Genomic DNA, 12,864 nt, shown 5'->3' on the forward strand with positions numbered 1-12,864 from the left:
ACGGGGTCGGTATAGCGTTCGCGGTCGGTCACGCCTTGTCGTCGGTCGGTCGCACGAACAGCCAGCCGAACGCCGCCATGACGAGGCCGACGGTCACGCCGGTCGTCACGCCCTGGCGGGGGTCGCCGAGCGCGAGTCCGAACAGCGTCGCCGTCAGGAGCGCCGCCAGGAAGAACACGCCGGCACGGGTCGGTCCGGAGTCGAGGAGCGCGCGCACAGTTGCCGTAGCGGCTCGCATGCCAAAACCGTTGTCCGCCGAAAGCTGATAAATGCCCGCAGACCGGCGGCGAACACGAGATGGGGGCGGAACCGTCAGGAGTGGACATGCAGCTCACCGACGAGCAACAGATGATACAGCGGTCGTTGCGCGAGTATCTCGAAGACGAGATTCGGCCGGACCTCCCCGAGGCCGACGAGGAGCCGCTGACCAAGGCGGAGGCCATCGCCTACCAGCAGGAACTCGGCGAACTCGGCATCGGCCCCGGCTCCCCGGACGAGGGGTTCGCGGACCCGATGACGTACACGCTCGCCAGCGAGGAGCTGTCGAGGGTGTGGCCGTCGCTGAACGTCACGCTCTCGATGTCGTTCCCGGTGCAGTTCGCGGCCTACGCCGGCGAGCGCACTCGCGATGCGCTGGGCGACAAGATAGACGAGGGCTCCTGTATCGGCTGTATGGCCGTCACCGAGCCCGAGGGCGGTAGCGACACGGCGAACCCGAACACCACGGCCGAGAAGGACGGCGACGAGTACGTCATCAACGGGGAGAAGACGTGGGTGTCGAACGCGCCCATCGCGGACATGGCGCTGGTCGTCGCCCACGACGTCGAGGCGGACGCCCGCGACTTCTTCATCGTCGACAAGGAGACTGGCGGGTTCGAGACCCGGAAGCTCGACAAACTCGGCTGGAACGCCTCCCCGACGGGCCAGATGTTCTTCGACGACGTGCGCGTGCCCGCCGAGAACAAACTGATGACCGCCGTCGGCAACATGGTCGCGGAGGGGAACGGGGACCTCGCGGACGCGCCGATGTTCCAGACCGCCAAGCCGCTCAACGCCATCTTCTCGTACATGCGGACCGGGATGGCCGCGATGTCGGTCGGCATCATGCAGGCCGCGATGGACGAGGCCCTGGAGTACGCGAAGGGGCGGGAGATAAGCGGCGAGGCCATCGCCGGCAAACAGCTGGTTCAGGACCTGCTGTACAAAATCAAACGCGACCTCGAGACATCGCGACTGCTGACGTACCACGCGGCGGACCTCGTCCACCGTGGCGACGAGGAGGCGCGGCTGATGTCGTCGCTGGCGAAGGGCCACGCCTGCGAACGCTCGGTCGACGCCGCCTCGAACGCGATGCAGGTGTTCGGCGCCAACGGCCTCTCGACCGACTACCCGCTCGAGCGGTTCTACCGCGACGCCCGCACGATGACCATCCCGGACGGCACCACCGAGATACAGAAGCTCATCGTCGGCTACGAACTGACGGACATCCCCGGCTACTGAACGGCCGTCAGTCGGCGACGACCGCGCCCGCGAGCGTGCCATCGAGGCGCCCGGTCAGCGACCCGATGTGGTCGTCCAGGTCGAGCGCGAACTGCCGGTCGGCCGGGAGTTCGACCCACGAGAACGCGAACTCCACGCCCCGCTCGTCGCCCTCCCCGGTGACGACGTGCGTCCACTCGTCGCGTGGCTCGTGGACCGGGGCGTGATAGAAGCTCCGAACGTACCGCTTTGGCGGCGACCGCCTGCGCGTCCACACGTCGGTCGCCAGATGCCGCACCCGGCCCAGCGTCGCCAGCCCGCTCTCCTCGATGACCTCCCGGTACAGTGCCTCCCGCGGCGACTCGCCGCCCTCTACGGTGCCTTTCGGTATCTGGAGCCCCTCGTGACCCGGCCCCTCGAAGACGAGCAACTCGGAGCCGTTCCGGGTGACGTACGCGCAGGCTTTCTCGACGTGCGTTACCGCCGTGTCGTCCATGACAGCGCGTGACACTCAGTAGCGTATAACGCTGTTCAAATATCCTCCTAAAGGAGTAATAAGTGAATAACTCCGCGAGAAGAAACCGACGTGGGTTACGTCCGGGCAGGTCCCGCGTCAGTCCAGCACGACCAGCGGGTCGCCCTGGTCGACCGACTGACCTTCCTCGACGGCCACCTCGGTGACGGTGCCGCCGAACTCCGCGACGACGTCGTTCTCCATCTTCATCGCCTCCAGCACGAGCAGGACATCGCCCGACCCGACCTCGTCGCCCTCGGCGACGTTGAGTTCGAGGATGGTCCCCTGCATCTCGGCGTTGACGACCTCGCCCTCCGCGGAGACGGAGGGGCTGGCACCGCCGCCCCCGCCACCGGATGAGCCGCCGCCTCCGCCGCCCCCGCCACCGCCGCCGGCGGGTCGCTGGGCCTGCTGGGGGAGCGCGCTCTCCTCTAAGTCGACCTCGAACCGCTTGCCGTTCACCTCGATGGTGAACTCGCGGGTGACCGTCTCCTCGTCGTCGTCGCCGGCCGCGGTCTCGGAGCCGTACTCCTGCTGGTACTCCTCCGTGGGGAGTTCCTCGAGCGTCTCGTCGAGGTACTTCGTGGTGTGCGTGCTCCCGACGAACGCGTCGTTCTCCAGCATCATCAGGTGGAACGGGATGACCGTGACGATGCCGTCGATGTCGTACTCCTCGAGCGCGCGCTTCGAGCGGGCGATACACTCCTCGCGGTCCTCGCCGTGGACGATGAGCTTCGCTATCATCGAGTCGTAGTCCGTGACGAGGTCGTCGCCCTGCCGGAGCGCGTCGTCCATGCGGACGCCGATGCCGCCCGGCGGGTCGTACGTCTCCAGCGAGCCCCCCTGCGCGGGGGCGAATTCGTCGGTGGCGTCCTCCGCGTTGATGCGGAACTCCATCGCGTGGCCCTCCAGGTCCACGTCGTCCTGCGAGAAGGTGAGTTCCTCGCCGGCGGCGACCCGAATCTGCCACTTCACGATGTCGATGCCCGTCAGTTCCTCCGTGACGGTGTGCTCGACCTGGATGCGGGTGTTGACTTCGAGGAAGTAGAAGTTCGTCTCCGGACCGAGCAGTTCGCCCGGCTCGCGGTCGGGGTCCTCCTCGACGAGGAACTCGAAGGTGCCGGCGTTGTAGTAGTCGGCCTCGTCGGCGCCGCGGCGCGCGGCCTCGCCGATTTCCTCGCGCAGGTCGTCGGAGAGTGCCGCCGACGGCCCCTCCTCGATGACCTTCTGGTGCCGCCGTTGCAGGGAGCAGTCACGCTCGCCGAGATGCCGGACGTTGCCGTGCTCGTCCGCGAGTATCTGCACCTCGACGTGGCGCGGGTTCTCCAGATAGCGCTCGAGGTAGACGGAGTCGTTGTCGAAGTACGCCTCCCCCTCGCGTTTCGCGGCGTCGAGTTGGTCTTCGGCCTCTTCTGGGTCGCGGACGACCTTCATCCCGCGGCCGCCGCCGCCCCCCTCCGCCTTGATGGCGACCGGATAGCCGTGCTCCTCGCCGAACTCCTTCACCTCGTCGGCGGTGTCGACGGGGTCCGTCGTCCCCGGGACGATGGGGACGTCGGCGGCGTTCATGATGGTCCGCGCCTTGGTCTTCTCGCCGGCCTGCTCCATCGACTCGCTGGACGGACCGACCCACGTCACGCCCTCGGCGTCTTCGACCTTCTCGGCGAACTCGGCGTTCTCCGCGAGGAAGCCGTACCCCGGGTGAATGGCGTCGGCACCGGCCTTCTGGGCGGCCTCGATGACGGCCTCGTGGTCGAGATACGAGTCCGCGGCGCGCGCGGGGCCGATGTTGTACGCCTCGTCCGCGTACCGGACGTGCCCGGCGTGTTTGTCCGCCTCGCTGTAGACGGCGACGGTGTCGACACCGAGGTCTTCACAGGCCCGCATCACGCGGACCGCGATCTCGCCCCGGTTGGCGACGAGTACCTTGTCGAACATTCCTGCCGACGACTGGCCCCGCGGTCCACCTTATTCTGTCGGTACCGGCCTATTTTCAACAGACAACCAGTTTGACGTTTTTGCCGTTTACCGTGCCGGACGGGGAAGTTTACGCGGGCCTCGGCTGGCTCAGTACCGGTCGGTGCGGCCGCTGGCGGCCCAGGCGTCGGTGGGCGCCTCGCGGGGGACGCGGACGGTCCGGTTCTGCAGGGCGTCGACCCGGCCGGCGAAGGCCCACCGCTTGCCGTCCCAGTCCGGAGCCGCGTCGTCCGCCTCGTCCTCCTCGAGGTACGCTGACAGCGCCGCGACGATGGCCGCGGCCTCCTCGGGGTCGGCGTCGTCGGGAATCACAGCGGGATGTTGCCGTGTTTGCGGTCGGGCTGGTCGGTGCGTTTCGTCTCCAGCATCTCGAGGTCCGAGATGAGACGCCGGCGGGTGTCTTCGGGTTCGAGCACGTCGTCGACGAAGCCGCGTTCGGCCGCCGTGTACGGGTTGGCGAACGCTTCGCGGTACTCCTCGATGAGCTGTTCGCGCCGCGCCTGCACGTCGTCGGCGGCTTCGAGTTCGTCGCTGTAGAGGATGTTGACCGCACCTTTCGGTCCCATCACGGCGATTTCGGCGGTCGGCCACGCGTAGTTGACGTCCGCCTCCAGATGTTTGGAGGCCATCACGTCGTACGCGCCGCCGTACGCCTTCCGCGTGATGACGGTCGCCAGCGGGACGGTGGCCTCGCTGTAGGCGTACAGCAGTTTCGCGCCGTGTTTGATGATGCCGCCGTGCTCCTGGTCTTTGCCGGGCATGAAGCCGGGCACGTCGACGAACGTCAGGATGGGGATGTTGAACGCGTCGCAGAAGCGGACGAACCGCGCGCCCTTCAGCGAGGCGTCGATGTCGAGCGTGCCGGCGTTGACGCGGGGCTGGTTGCCGACGATGCCCACCGAGCGCCCGTCCAGACGCGCGAACCCGGTGACGAGGTTGCGGGCGTAGTTCTCCGCACACTCGAAGAACGAGCCCTCGTCGACGACGCCGTCGACCACGTCGACGATGTCGTACGGCTTCCGCGGCTCGTCGGGGACGACGCCGGCCACGTCAGCGTCGCGGTCGGGGTCGTCCCACGGTTCGACGCGCGGCGGGTCCTCGACGTTGTTCTGCGGCAAGTAGGAGAGGAGCCGCTGGATGTCGTCGAGCGCCTCCTCCTCGGCCGGCTCGGCGAAGTCGGCGACGCCCGACTTGGAGGTGTGGGTCTTGGTGCCGCCGAGCTCCTCGAAGGTGACCTCCTCGCCCGTGACCGTCTTGATGACCTCCGGGCCGGTGATCATCATGTGGCTCGTCTCCTCGACCATGAAGATGAAGTCCGTAATCGCGGGCGAGTAGACGGCGCCGCCGGCACACGGCCCCATGATGGCCGATATCTGGGGGACGACGCCCGACGCCTTCTGGTTGCGGTGGAAGATGTCCGCGTAGCCCGCAAGCGAGTCGATGCCTTCCTGGATGCGCGCGCCGGCGGAGTCGTTGAGGCCGACGATGGGCGCGCCCGTCTCGAGCGCGCGGTCCATCACCTTACAGACCTTCTCGGCGAACACCTCGCCGAGCGACCCGCCGAACACGGTGAAGTCGTGGGCGAACACGAACACCTTGCGGCCGTTCACGTCGCCGTAGCCGGTGACGACGCCGTCGCCCGCGGGCCGGTTCTCCTCCATGTCGAAGTTCGTCGAGCGGTGCTTCCGGAGCATGTCGAACTCCTCGAAGGTACCGTCGTCGAGGAAGTACTCGACCCGCTCGCGGGCGGTCATCTTCCCCTTCTCGTGCTGTTTCTCGATCCGCTCCTCGCCGCCACCCTTGCGGGCGTCGGCCTTGCGCTCGCGCAGTTCGTCGCGCTTCTCGTCCATCGTCACGGCGACCACCGTACGCTCATTACGCTGGAGTGTGCCCCGGTGTCCAAAAGGCGTTCCGGCATTCACCGGGTCTGCCGGTATACGGTCACCGGAACGGGCTGGCGGGCCGCGAGAGCTTCTGGTGGAGCGTACGGAACTGCTGTTCGGTCATCTCCAGGTCCGCCCGGAGCGACTCCAGTTCCGCCTCGCGGTGGACCGCCTCCGTGCGGTCCTCGACGAACACGCTCACGCCGTCCTCGCTCGGATAGGCGTGTAGTTCGACGTGGACGTGCTCGTCGCCGATGTCGAGTTCGTCGGTGACGTGGGTCTCCCGCTGGTCGGAGAGTGCGGTCCGGAGCGCGTCGGCCGCCGCCGTCCCCTCGGCGCTCGGGAACTTCTCCCACAGCACCGCCCCCTCCAGTTCCATCGCCGGGCGCCCCAGGAGCCGCTCGGCGTGCTCGTTGACGTACGTGAACCGGAACGCCTCGTCGAACGCGACGAAGGCGACGGTGATGCGCTCGTATATCTCCCGGATGCGGCGGTCCGCCTCGGCGGCCCGCTCCTGTGCGCGGCGACGCTCCACGAGCGTCGCGATGCGCGTTCCCAGGAGCCGGTACTGTTCCGTTCCGGTCGTCTTCCGGAGGTAGTCGGTGACCCCCGCCGAGATGGCCTCGCTGGCTATCTCCTCGCTCCCCTTCCCCGTGAAGAACACCACTGGGAGGTCCTCGTCGAGTTCGCGAACCCGCCGGAGTACGGTCAGCCCGTCCATCGTCGCCATCTTGTAGTCCGTGACGACGCAGTCCACGCCGCCCTCCTCGACGCGCGCCAGCGCGGCGTCGGGCTCGGTGTACCCCTCGACCGTGATGGTCTCGTGGGCCTGCTCGACGAACTCGCGAGACAGGGTCAGCAGGTCGGCGTCGTCGTCGAGGTGGACCGTGGTTATCGGGCTGTCCGGAATCATGAGTTCCAGACGCGCTACGTAGCAATAAGTGTTCAGTTGGAAACGACACGCACGAAAGTCGATAGCACGCTCCGGGCTACACCGGCGCACCCGTGAGGTTGAACAGGCTGAGCGCGACCGTCCCGACGACGGCCAGCAGGACGACCGTCCTGAGTGCCCACAGCCACGCGGGCGCCAGGTCGTCCATCCGGTCGCCCGCCCCCGTCCGGAGTTCGTCGACGGCGTCCTCGGCCATCACCCAGCCGACGAAGAACACGACCAGAAGCACCGCCACCGGAAGCAGGAGCCCGACCGCCACGCTGTCGAACCAGCCGAGCCAGCCCTCAGCCCACGCGGACGGCAGACCCAGGAGGAACACGACGCTCCCGAGCACCGCGGAGGTCCGCTTGCGCTCGGTGCCGTGGTTGTCAACGAGGTACGACACCACCACCTCGAGAAGCGAGATGGCCGACGACAGCGCCGCGGTGAGGACGACCAGGAAGAACGCCAGACCGAGCACGCGCCCGAGAAGTCCCAGCGCCGACAGCGCCGTCGGCATAGCCACGAACACCGCACCCGGCCCGGACGTCTCCGGCGAGACGCCCTGCGTGAAGAGTAGCGGGAACACGACGAGGCCCGCGAGCACGCCGATGAACGTGTTCGTCGCCGCGATGGTCACGCCGTCGACGCCCAGGCTCTCGTCGTCGCCGATGTAGGAGGCGTACGTTATCATCACCGCGAACCCGAGCGACAGCGAGAACAGCGCCTGTCCGACCGCCGCGGGGACGACGCTCGGTGCGTTCGCCACGATGGCGCCCACGTCCGGGCTGAGGAAGTAGTCGTACGCTTCGGCGGCGCCCGACAGCGTCGCGCCGTACGCCGCCAGGCCCAGCAGGATGAGCACGATGCTCGGCACCATCAGTTTCGTCGCGCGCTCGATGCCGCCCTCGATACCGAACGCCACGATGCCGACGACCAGCGCCATGAACACTGCGTGGAACGCGACGGCCTCGGGGCCGACGGAGATGGCGCCGAAGTACTCGTTGGGGGCGCCGAAGTACGCGCCGGTGAAACTGGCGCCGACGTACCGGATGACCCACCCGCCGACGACGCTGTAGTACGACAGCGTCCAGAAGCCGGCGAACACCCCCAGCGCGCCGACGGCCCGCCAGCCGGGACGGCCGAGACGGTCGAACGCGCCGATGGCACTCCGCTCGGCCCGGCGGCCGACCACGAACTCCGCGAGGATGGCCGGCAGGCCGATGACGACTACCGCCACCAGATACACCAGCAGGAACGCCGCACCGCCGTTGGTCGCGGTCTGGAACGGGAACCGCCAGATGTTCCCGAGACCGACTGCGCTCCCGACCGACGCGAGGATGAACCCGAGTCGCGTCGCCCACGTCTCCCTGTCTGCCATGCTGTCAGGCGTATCCGGGGGCACCGGATAAACGGCGCGGAACTGCCGTAGGAATGCTAACGCAGGGCGTCCACGGACTGGGCGGCTGTCCGCCACGACCCCGACACGGCGGTCGCCCGTATGTGCGTCACGCCGCTATCTCGGCGTTCGCTACGGCGGGCCGATGAAACGGCACACCGGGTAGCTCACGCCTCTCCCTCGGCGTTCGCTACGGCGGGCCGATAAAACGGCACACAGGGTAGCTCACGCCTCTCCCTCGGCGTTCGCTACGGCGGGCCGATGAAATGGCACACCGGGTAGCTCACGCCTCGCCGTACACGGGCACTGCGGCGCCGCTCGTCACGCTTGTGGCCTCCGAACACAGCGCCATGAACGTCGCGGCGATGTCGGCGGGGTCGACCCACTTGGAGTGGTCCGAGTCGGGCATCATCTCGCGGTTCGCGGGGGTGTCGATGACCGACGGCATCACCGCGTTCGCCCGCACTGTCCCGCGGTTCTCCTCGGCGATGCTCTCGGTCAGCAGGCGGACGCCGGCCTTGGAGGCGCGGTACAGCGCGTCGCCCTCGCCGCCCTCCAGCGACGACCGTGCGGACACCGAGACGATGGCTCCCTCCGTCTCCCGGAGATGCGGCAGGGCGTGTTTCGACGCCAGGAACGCCGTCTTCAGGTTCACGTCGAACAGCATGTCGAACTGGTCGGCGTCCGTCTCGTCGACGGGGTCGCCGCCGCGCCACGTACCCGCGACGTTACAGAGGTAGTCGAGACGGCCGTGCGCGCCGACTACCGCGTCTATCGTCTCCCGCACGTCGCTCTCGTCGGTGAAGTCGCCCTCGTAAAACTCGACGGTCTCGGGGTCGAGCAGTGCGTCCTCGTCGTCCGGCGCCCGCACGTCCGCGGCACAGACCGTCGCGCCCGCGTCGGCGAACGCCTCCGCGACGGCGCTCCCGAGCGCTCCGCTCGCGCCGGTCACCAGCACCACCTCCTCGCTGAAGTCGAACTCGACGGACATACCGGCTGGAGGGCTCCGGCCCGCATAAATCCCCGAGGCGCCCAGGTCCGGACGCTACCCCGTCCGCGTCTCCAGTCGGGCCGCGACGGCCCCCACCACGTCGCTGAGGTACGCCGTCCCCCAGACGGCGACGATAACCGCACCGACGGTGTCGAACACCAGGTCCAGTAGCGTGTCCTCGAGCCCGTACTGTGTGAGCACCGACCCGGTTCCCAGCAGGGCGGCGGCCTCGCCGATGGCGAACTCGATGACCTCCCAGAACACGCCGAACGCGAGCGTCAACAGGAGGATGAACGCGAACATGAACTTCGGCGGCAGGCGCACCTCCTCGGAGTGGACATCGACGGCCCGCGCGACGGTGTAGCCGGCGGCGGCGACGACGCTGGCCGACAGCGCGTGGGTCATGTGGTCCCACCAGCCCGTGTTCGCGTAGAACGACCCGCCCCCGCCCGGGACGCCGACGGTGCCGAGTGCGTGGAGGAACACGGCGGTGGTAATCCACAGCGTCAGCCCGGCGTCGAGCGGGATGCCGTAGTCCCGCTCCAGAATGGGGGGGAGCTGTGCCACCCCGAGCGCGATGGCGCAGTTGACGATGATGCCGGTGTTGCCGCGCTCGATACCGACGAACAGCAGACCGACCAGCCCCACTTCCATCAGCCAGACGAGCCGTCGCTGGCGCTCGGCCGACAGCCCGAGTCGGTCGCGGAGCCTCACGGCATCACCTCCTCGACGGGGAGCGTCTCCTCGCCCCGGCGGCGTCGGCGGAAGTAGAGCTGGAACACGGCGCCTGCGGCCACGCCCGCGAGGAAGGAGGCGACGAACTCCAGCATCAGTGCCTCCTCGGCGGCTGACAGCGCCGCTTCCGGCGCGCCCAACCCCCCAGCCGGGAGCAGTAGCGTCGTCCCCAGAAGCAGGTCGGAGGCGAACCGGACGACGGCCCACACGCCGGCCGTCGCCATCGTCGTCACCACCACGAACGCGACGGCGAACCGGTGGTTCATCTCCACCGGCGTCAGCAGGTCGAGTTCGACGGCGACGACCAGTGCCAGCGCCGCGACCGAAAGGTACGAGGCGACGTTCCCCCGGAACGCGGTGAGTTCGGTCGTTACGACTCTGCCCAGAAGCGGTAACACGGCGAGAAGCAACACCTCCCACGGGAGCATCGCCGTCGGGTCGCGGAACGTCACCGCCGGGACGACGGCGATGGCGGCGACCGAAAGCGCGAAGCCGGCCCACAGCAGGTCGCCGGCGAGCAAACTCCCGCCGGCGACGGCGACGACGAATCCCACGAGGAGCCACGACAGCACCGCGTTCCGTTCCGCGTCCTCCAGCACCGAACCGATACCTGACGCGCTCATGCGGGCCCTTCCACCCCCGTTGCCTTAGAATGCCGTGCCGAGGTACGCGACGGTGTAGCCGACGACCGCAATCGACACCGCCGCCAGCCCCGTCGTCGCCGCCCGGAGGGGGTGGTCCCGCAGGTCGGCCAGCGACCGCGCTTCGAGCCCCGGTAGGGGCGCCGACAGCACGGCGCCCGTGGCCAGAAGCGGGAGCACGAAGTGGTACGACACCTCCAGCGTCGGCGCGGGCAACAGCACGGTCGCGGCCGCAAACCCGACGCCGAACGTCGCCCGGCCGGCGAGGTAGTCGGCGAGTCGCGCGCCGTCGACCCAGAGATAGACGCCGAGCGCCAGCCACATCGTCGCCAACTCGAGGTACAGCGGCGCGAGCAGGTTCAGCGTCGGGTCCGCGAACGCCGCCGGGCGAGCGGCGACGAGTGCCGCGTCCAGCGGGTAGAGAAACGCGGGCGGCTCCCCGGTCAACAGGTCGCCGAACGGGTGGGACAGCAGGCCGAGCGCCGCCGCCCCCGCGACGGTCCGCGCCCGGAGTCCGCGTCGTGTGCCGGCCGTCGCGAGCCCCAGCGCCGCCGCCGCGAGCACGAGCAGGACCCCCGCCGCGAGCACGCCCGACGCGGCCGCGGCGACGGCGACGACTGCCGCCAGCACCGCTACGGCGACCCCCCTGCCCGAACGGGTCCCCGTCGCCCACGCGCCGGCGGCGACGGCGACCACACCCCCGACGAGAAGCGAGTGGGTCACCGCACGGTGGATGCGGTTGCCGGCCGACCAGAACCCCGCCGCGGCGTCGAGCGGCCCGTGGGCACCGACCAGCCCCACCGGCGCGTACAGCATGTCAACGTCGGGCGCGAGCGCGAACCCGCCCGCCAGCGCCCCCACCAACAGCGCCCGCTCGCGCGACCAGCCGGCGAGGTGGGCGGCCGCCGCCGCGAACGCGAACGCGAGAAGCCCGTGGCCGACGAACATACCGTTCGTAGCCGGCGCGCGAATAAAAGTCGCGCGGCCGCCGTGTGGCGTGTCAGCCCGACTCCCCGTCGAGTTTGGTCCACTTCTTCTCTATCTCGGCGTTCGCACGGACGACGGTGTCGCCGTCGACGTCGAAGCGGGTCTTCCGGAGTTCGATGGCGCGGACGGTACCGACGGTGCCGGCCGCGTCGACCCGGTCGCCGGGGTTGAAGTCGGGGTCGCGCAGGAGATAGACGCCGGCGACGGCGTCGGCTATCATCCCCGAGAGCGCGTAGGAGACGCCCAGCGCGACGAACCCCGTCGCGGTCCCCAGCGACGCGGCGATACCCTCGAGGCCGACGATGGCGAGAAACGAGAGCACGACGCCGAACCCGAGAAACACGAGGACGATGGTGGCGACGAACTGCCGGTAGACGGCCGACTCGGTGGGGAGCGCACGGGCCAGCGCGAACCGCACGCCAACCATCACCAGTTTGACGCCGACCGTGGCGACGACGAGGAACACGACCCCGGCGACGAGCGTCGGAAGCGCCGCCACTACCCCGTCGACGAACGCACGCAACGCTGTCAGGACCACGTCTTGCATCATGTGGGGGGTTGTCGCGCCCCCGGGTCAAAAGTTCCTCAGGGTGCTGGCAACACGTCGGCGTCGGGATGTAACACCTCGTACCCCTCGTCTCCCACGGAGACGACGGCCCAGTCGTACGGCGGCGTCGCCGACCGGAGCTCTTCCTGTAGTCGCTTCGCACGGTCGGAGCGTGCCACGAAACACCGAAGACGGCCGTCCTCGCGGGCGTCGTCCGGTTCGGCCGTCGTGACCTGCACGACCCGCCACTTCCGCGTCGCACGCAGTTCGTCCCCATCGGGCTCCACCTCGTATCCCAGGTCGCGGAAGATGTCTCCCGCCCTGTCGATGAGTGGTGTGCTAACGGCTCCCATTCGGAGTGACGTTCCACCCGAGGTGGAATAACAGTTTGCACCTGTCGTTCGTGTTAGACGTTTGGCGGCAGAGCCCCGCGCAGTGCCGCGGTCACGTCCGCGCCGCGCGCTCACTCTCGGGTCGCTCGCATCCACGTGGCGCTCGCCTCCCTGCGTCGCTCGCGCCACGCTCTACTCGTGTGCGGCGTCCCACTCGTCGGCGCGCTTGAAGTTCTCGCAGTGGTCACACTGCACCCGCCCCATCGAGTCCATCGCGTCGACGAACGACTCGCAGTTGCCACAGAAGTAGCCCCACCGCCGTTCGCGGTCGGTGTCGCGGTACGCGACGAAGAACGGGGCCTTCGACCCCCGTTCGGCTTCGTCGTGGGCGACGTACAGCGTGTCGCCGTCCGGCCCCTCGACGGCGTCGAGTTCGCTCATACCCCCG

The 12,864-nt window shown here is 68.9% G+C and carries 15 protein-coding genes; 1 reads left to right on the plus strand and 14 read right to left on the minus strand.

The genetic code is table 11. From position 1 onward, the window contains the following. Nucleotides 1–28: 28 nt before the first annotated feature. Nucleotides 29–217 carry a hypothetical protein gene (locus NL112_RS12510; RefSeq protein WP_255149173.1) on the minus strand — a complete coding sequence of 63 codons (189 nt, stop codon included), beginning with the start codon at nucleotides 215–217 and terminating at the stop codon, nucleotides 29–31. Between the two features lie 107 nt (nucleotides 218–324). Here NL112_RS12510 and NL112_RS12515 point away from each other — a divergent pair, with 107 nt between their 5' ends. After that, nucleotides 325–1,500 carry an acyl-CoA dehydrogenase family protein gene (locus tag NL112_RS12515; RefSeq protein ID WP_255149174.1) on the plus strand — a complete coding sequence of 392 codons (1,176 nt, stop codon included), beginning with the start codon at nucleotides 325–327 and terminating at the stop codon, nucleotides 1,498–1,500. A gap of 7 nt (nucleotides 1,501–1,507) precedes the next feature. Here NL112_RS12515 and NL112_RS12520 read toward each other — a convergent pair whose 3' ends face one another. The 13 genes from NL112_RS12520 to NL112_RS12580 all read right to left on the minus strand — a co-directional run bounded on the left by NL112_RS12520 (nucleotide 1,508) and on the right by NL112_RS12580 (nucleotide 12,857). Then, nucleotides 1,508–1,975, minus strand: a complete 468-nt coding sequence (locus NL112_RS12520) for an NUDIX hydrolase (protein ID WP_255149175.1) — start codon at nucleotides 1,973–1,975, stop codon at nucleotides 1,508–1,510. A gap of 117 nt (nucleotides 1,976–2,092) precedes the next feature. Beyond that, complete coding sequence (locus tag NL112_RS12525; RefSeq protein ID WP_255149176.1) at nucleotides 2,093–3,931, minus strand: acetyl-CoA carboxylase biotin carboxylase subunit; 1,839 nt, start codon at nucleotides 3,929–3,931, stop codon at nucleotides 2,093–2,095. Nucleotides 3,932–4,060: 129 nt separating this feature from the next. Further along, entirely contained in the window at nucleotides 4,061–4,282 is a 222-nt protein-coding gene (locus NL112_RS12530) for a DUF8022 family protein (protein ID WP_255149177.1), read from the minus strand. Then, complete coding sequence (locus NL112_RS12535) at nucleotides 4,279–5,820, minus strand: acyl-CoA carboxylase subunit beta (protein WP_434084187.1); 1,542 nt, start codon at nucleotides 5,818–5,820, stop codon at nucleotides 4,279–4,281. Before NL112_RS12535 ends, NL112_RS12530 begins: the two co-directional genes overlap by 4 nt. A gap of 91 nt (nucleotides 5,821–5,911) precedes the next feature. Further along, nucleotides 5,912–6,766: a response regulator gene (locus tag NL112_RS12540; protein WP_255149179.1), complete on the minus strand. Its 855-nt coding sequence runs from the start codon at nucleotides 6,764–6,766 to the stop codon at nucleotides 5,912–5,914. 76 nt (nucleotides 6,767–6,842) lie between these two features. Then, nucleotides 6,843–8,165, minus strand: a complete 1,323-nt coding sequence (locus NL112_RS12545; RefSeq protein ID WP_255149180.1) for a sodium-dependent transporter — start codon at nucleotides 8,163–8,165, stop codon at nucleotides 6,843–6,845. A 301-nt stretch (nucleotides 8,166–8,466) separates the two neighbouring features. Next, a complete protein-coding gene (locus NL112_RS12550) occupies nucleotides 8,467–9,174 on the minus strand; it encodes an SDR family oxidoreductase (RefSeq protein WP_255149181.1) in 708 nt (235 codons plus the stop codon). 54 nt (nucleotides 9,175–9,228) lie between these two features. Next, a complete protein-coding gene (locus tag NL112_RS12555) occupies nucleotides 9,229–9,888 on the minus strand; it encodes a DUF2238 domain-containing protein (protein ID WP_255149182.1) in 660 nt (219 codons plus the stop codon). After that, complete coding sequence (locus NL112_RS12560; protein WP_255149183.1) at nucleotides 9,885–10,532, minus strand: hypothetical protein; 648 nt, start codon at nucleotides 10,530–10,532, stop codon at nucleotides 9,885–9,887. Before NL112_RS12560 ends, NL112_RS12555 begins: the two co-directional genes overlap by 4 nt. A gap of 24 nt (nucleotides 10,533–10,556) precedes the next feature. Continuing rightward, nucleotides 10,557–11,498 (minus strand): metal-dependent hydrolase, encoded by a 942-nt coding sequence (locus NL112_RS12565; protein ID WP_255149184.1) that lies wholly within the window; start codon nucleotides 11,496–11,498, stop codon nucleotides 10,557–10,559. A 52-nt stretch (nucleotides 11,499–11,550) separates the two neighbouring features. Then, complete coding sequence (locus NL112_RS12570) at nucleotides 11,551–12,087, minus strand: mechanosensitive ion channel domain-containing protein (RefSeq protein ID WP_255149185.1); 537 nt, start codon at nucleotides 12,085–12,087, stop codon at nucleotides 11,551–11,553. Nucleotides 12,088–12,122: 35 nt separating this feature from the next. Further along, nucleotides 12,123–12,437, minus strand: coding sequence for a DUF7116 family protein (locus NL112_RS12575; protein ID WP_255149186.1), 315 nt, complete (start codon nucleotides 12,435–12,437; stop codon nucleotides 12,123–12,125). A 171-nt stretch (nucleotides 12,438–12,608) separates the two neighbouring features. Further along, complete coding sequence (locus NL112_RS12580; RefSeq protein ID WP_255149187.1) at nucleotides 12,609–12,857, minus strand: DUF5816 domain-containing protein; 249 nt, start codon at nucleotides 12,855–12,857, stop codon at nucleotides 12,609–12,611. Between the last annotated feature and the right edge of the window lie 7 nt (nucleotides 12,858–12,864).

Origin of the sequence: Halorarius halobius (genome assembly GCF_024298865.1) — an archaeon.
Lineage (GTDB): Archaea > Halobacteriota > Halobacteria > Halobacteriales > Haloarculaceae > Halorarius > Halorarius halobius.

Coding starts and splice junctions, on each gene's coding strand:
- NL112_RS12565 (WP_255149184.1), bottom strand. CDS start 11,498: ATGTTCGTCGGCCACGGGCTTCTCGCGTTCGCGTTCGCGGCGGCGGCC.
- NL112_RS12515 (WP_255149174.1), top strand. CDS start 325: ATGCAGCTCACCGACGAGCAACAGATGATACAGCGGTCGTTGCGCGAG.
- NL112_RS12550 (WP_255149181.1), bottom strand. CDS start 9,174: ATGTCCGTCGAGTTCGACTTCAGCGAGGAGGTGGTGCTGGTGACCGGC.
- NL112_RS12535 (WP_434084187.1), bottom strand. CDS start 5,820: ATGGACGAGAAGCGCGACGAACTGCGCGAGCGCAAGGCCGACGCCCGC.
- NL112_RS12575 (WP_255149186.1), bottom strand. CDS start 12,437: ATGGGAGCCGTTAGCACACCACTCATCGACAGGGCGGGAGACATCTTC.
- NL112_RS12570 (WP_255149185.1), bottom strand. CDS start 12,087: ATGATGCAAGACGTGGTCCTGACAGCGTTGCGTGCGTTCGTCGACGGG.
- NL112_RS12560 (WP_255149183.1), bottom strand. CDS start 10,532: ATGAGCGCGTCAGGTATCGGTTCGGTGCTGGAGGACGCGGAACGGAAC.
- NL112_RS12520 (WP_255149175.1), bottom strand. CDS start 1,975: ATGGACGACACGGCGGTAACGCACGTCGAGAAAGCCTGCGCGTACGTC.
- NL112_RS12545 (WP_255149180.1), bottom strand. CDS start 8,165: ATGGCAGACAGGGAGACGTGGGCGACGCGACTCGGGTTCATCCTCGCG.
- NL112_RS12525 (WP_255149176.1), bottom strand. CDS start 3,931: ATGTTCGACAAGGTACTCGTCGCCAACCGGGGCGAGATCGCGGTCCGC.
- NL112_RS12580 (WP_255149187.1), bottom strand. CDS start 12,857: ATGAGCGAACTCGACGCCGTCGAGGGGCCGGACGGCGACACGCTGTAC.
- NL112_RS12540 (WP_255149179.1), bottom strand. CDS start 6,766: ATGATTCCGGACAGCCCGATAACCACGGTCCACCTCGACGACGACGCC.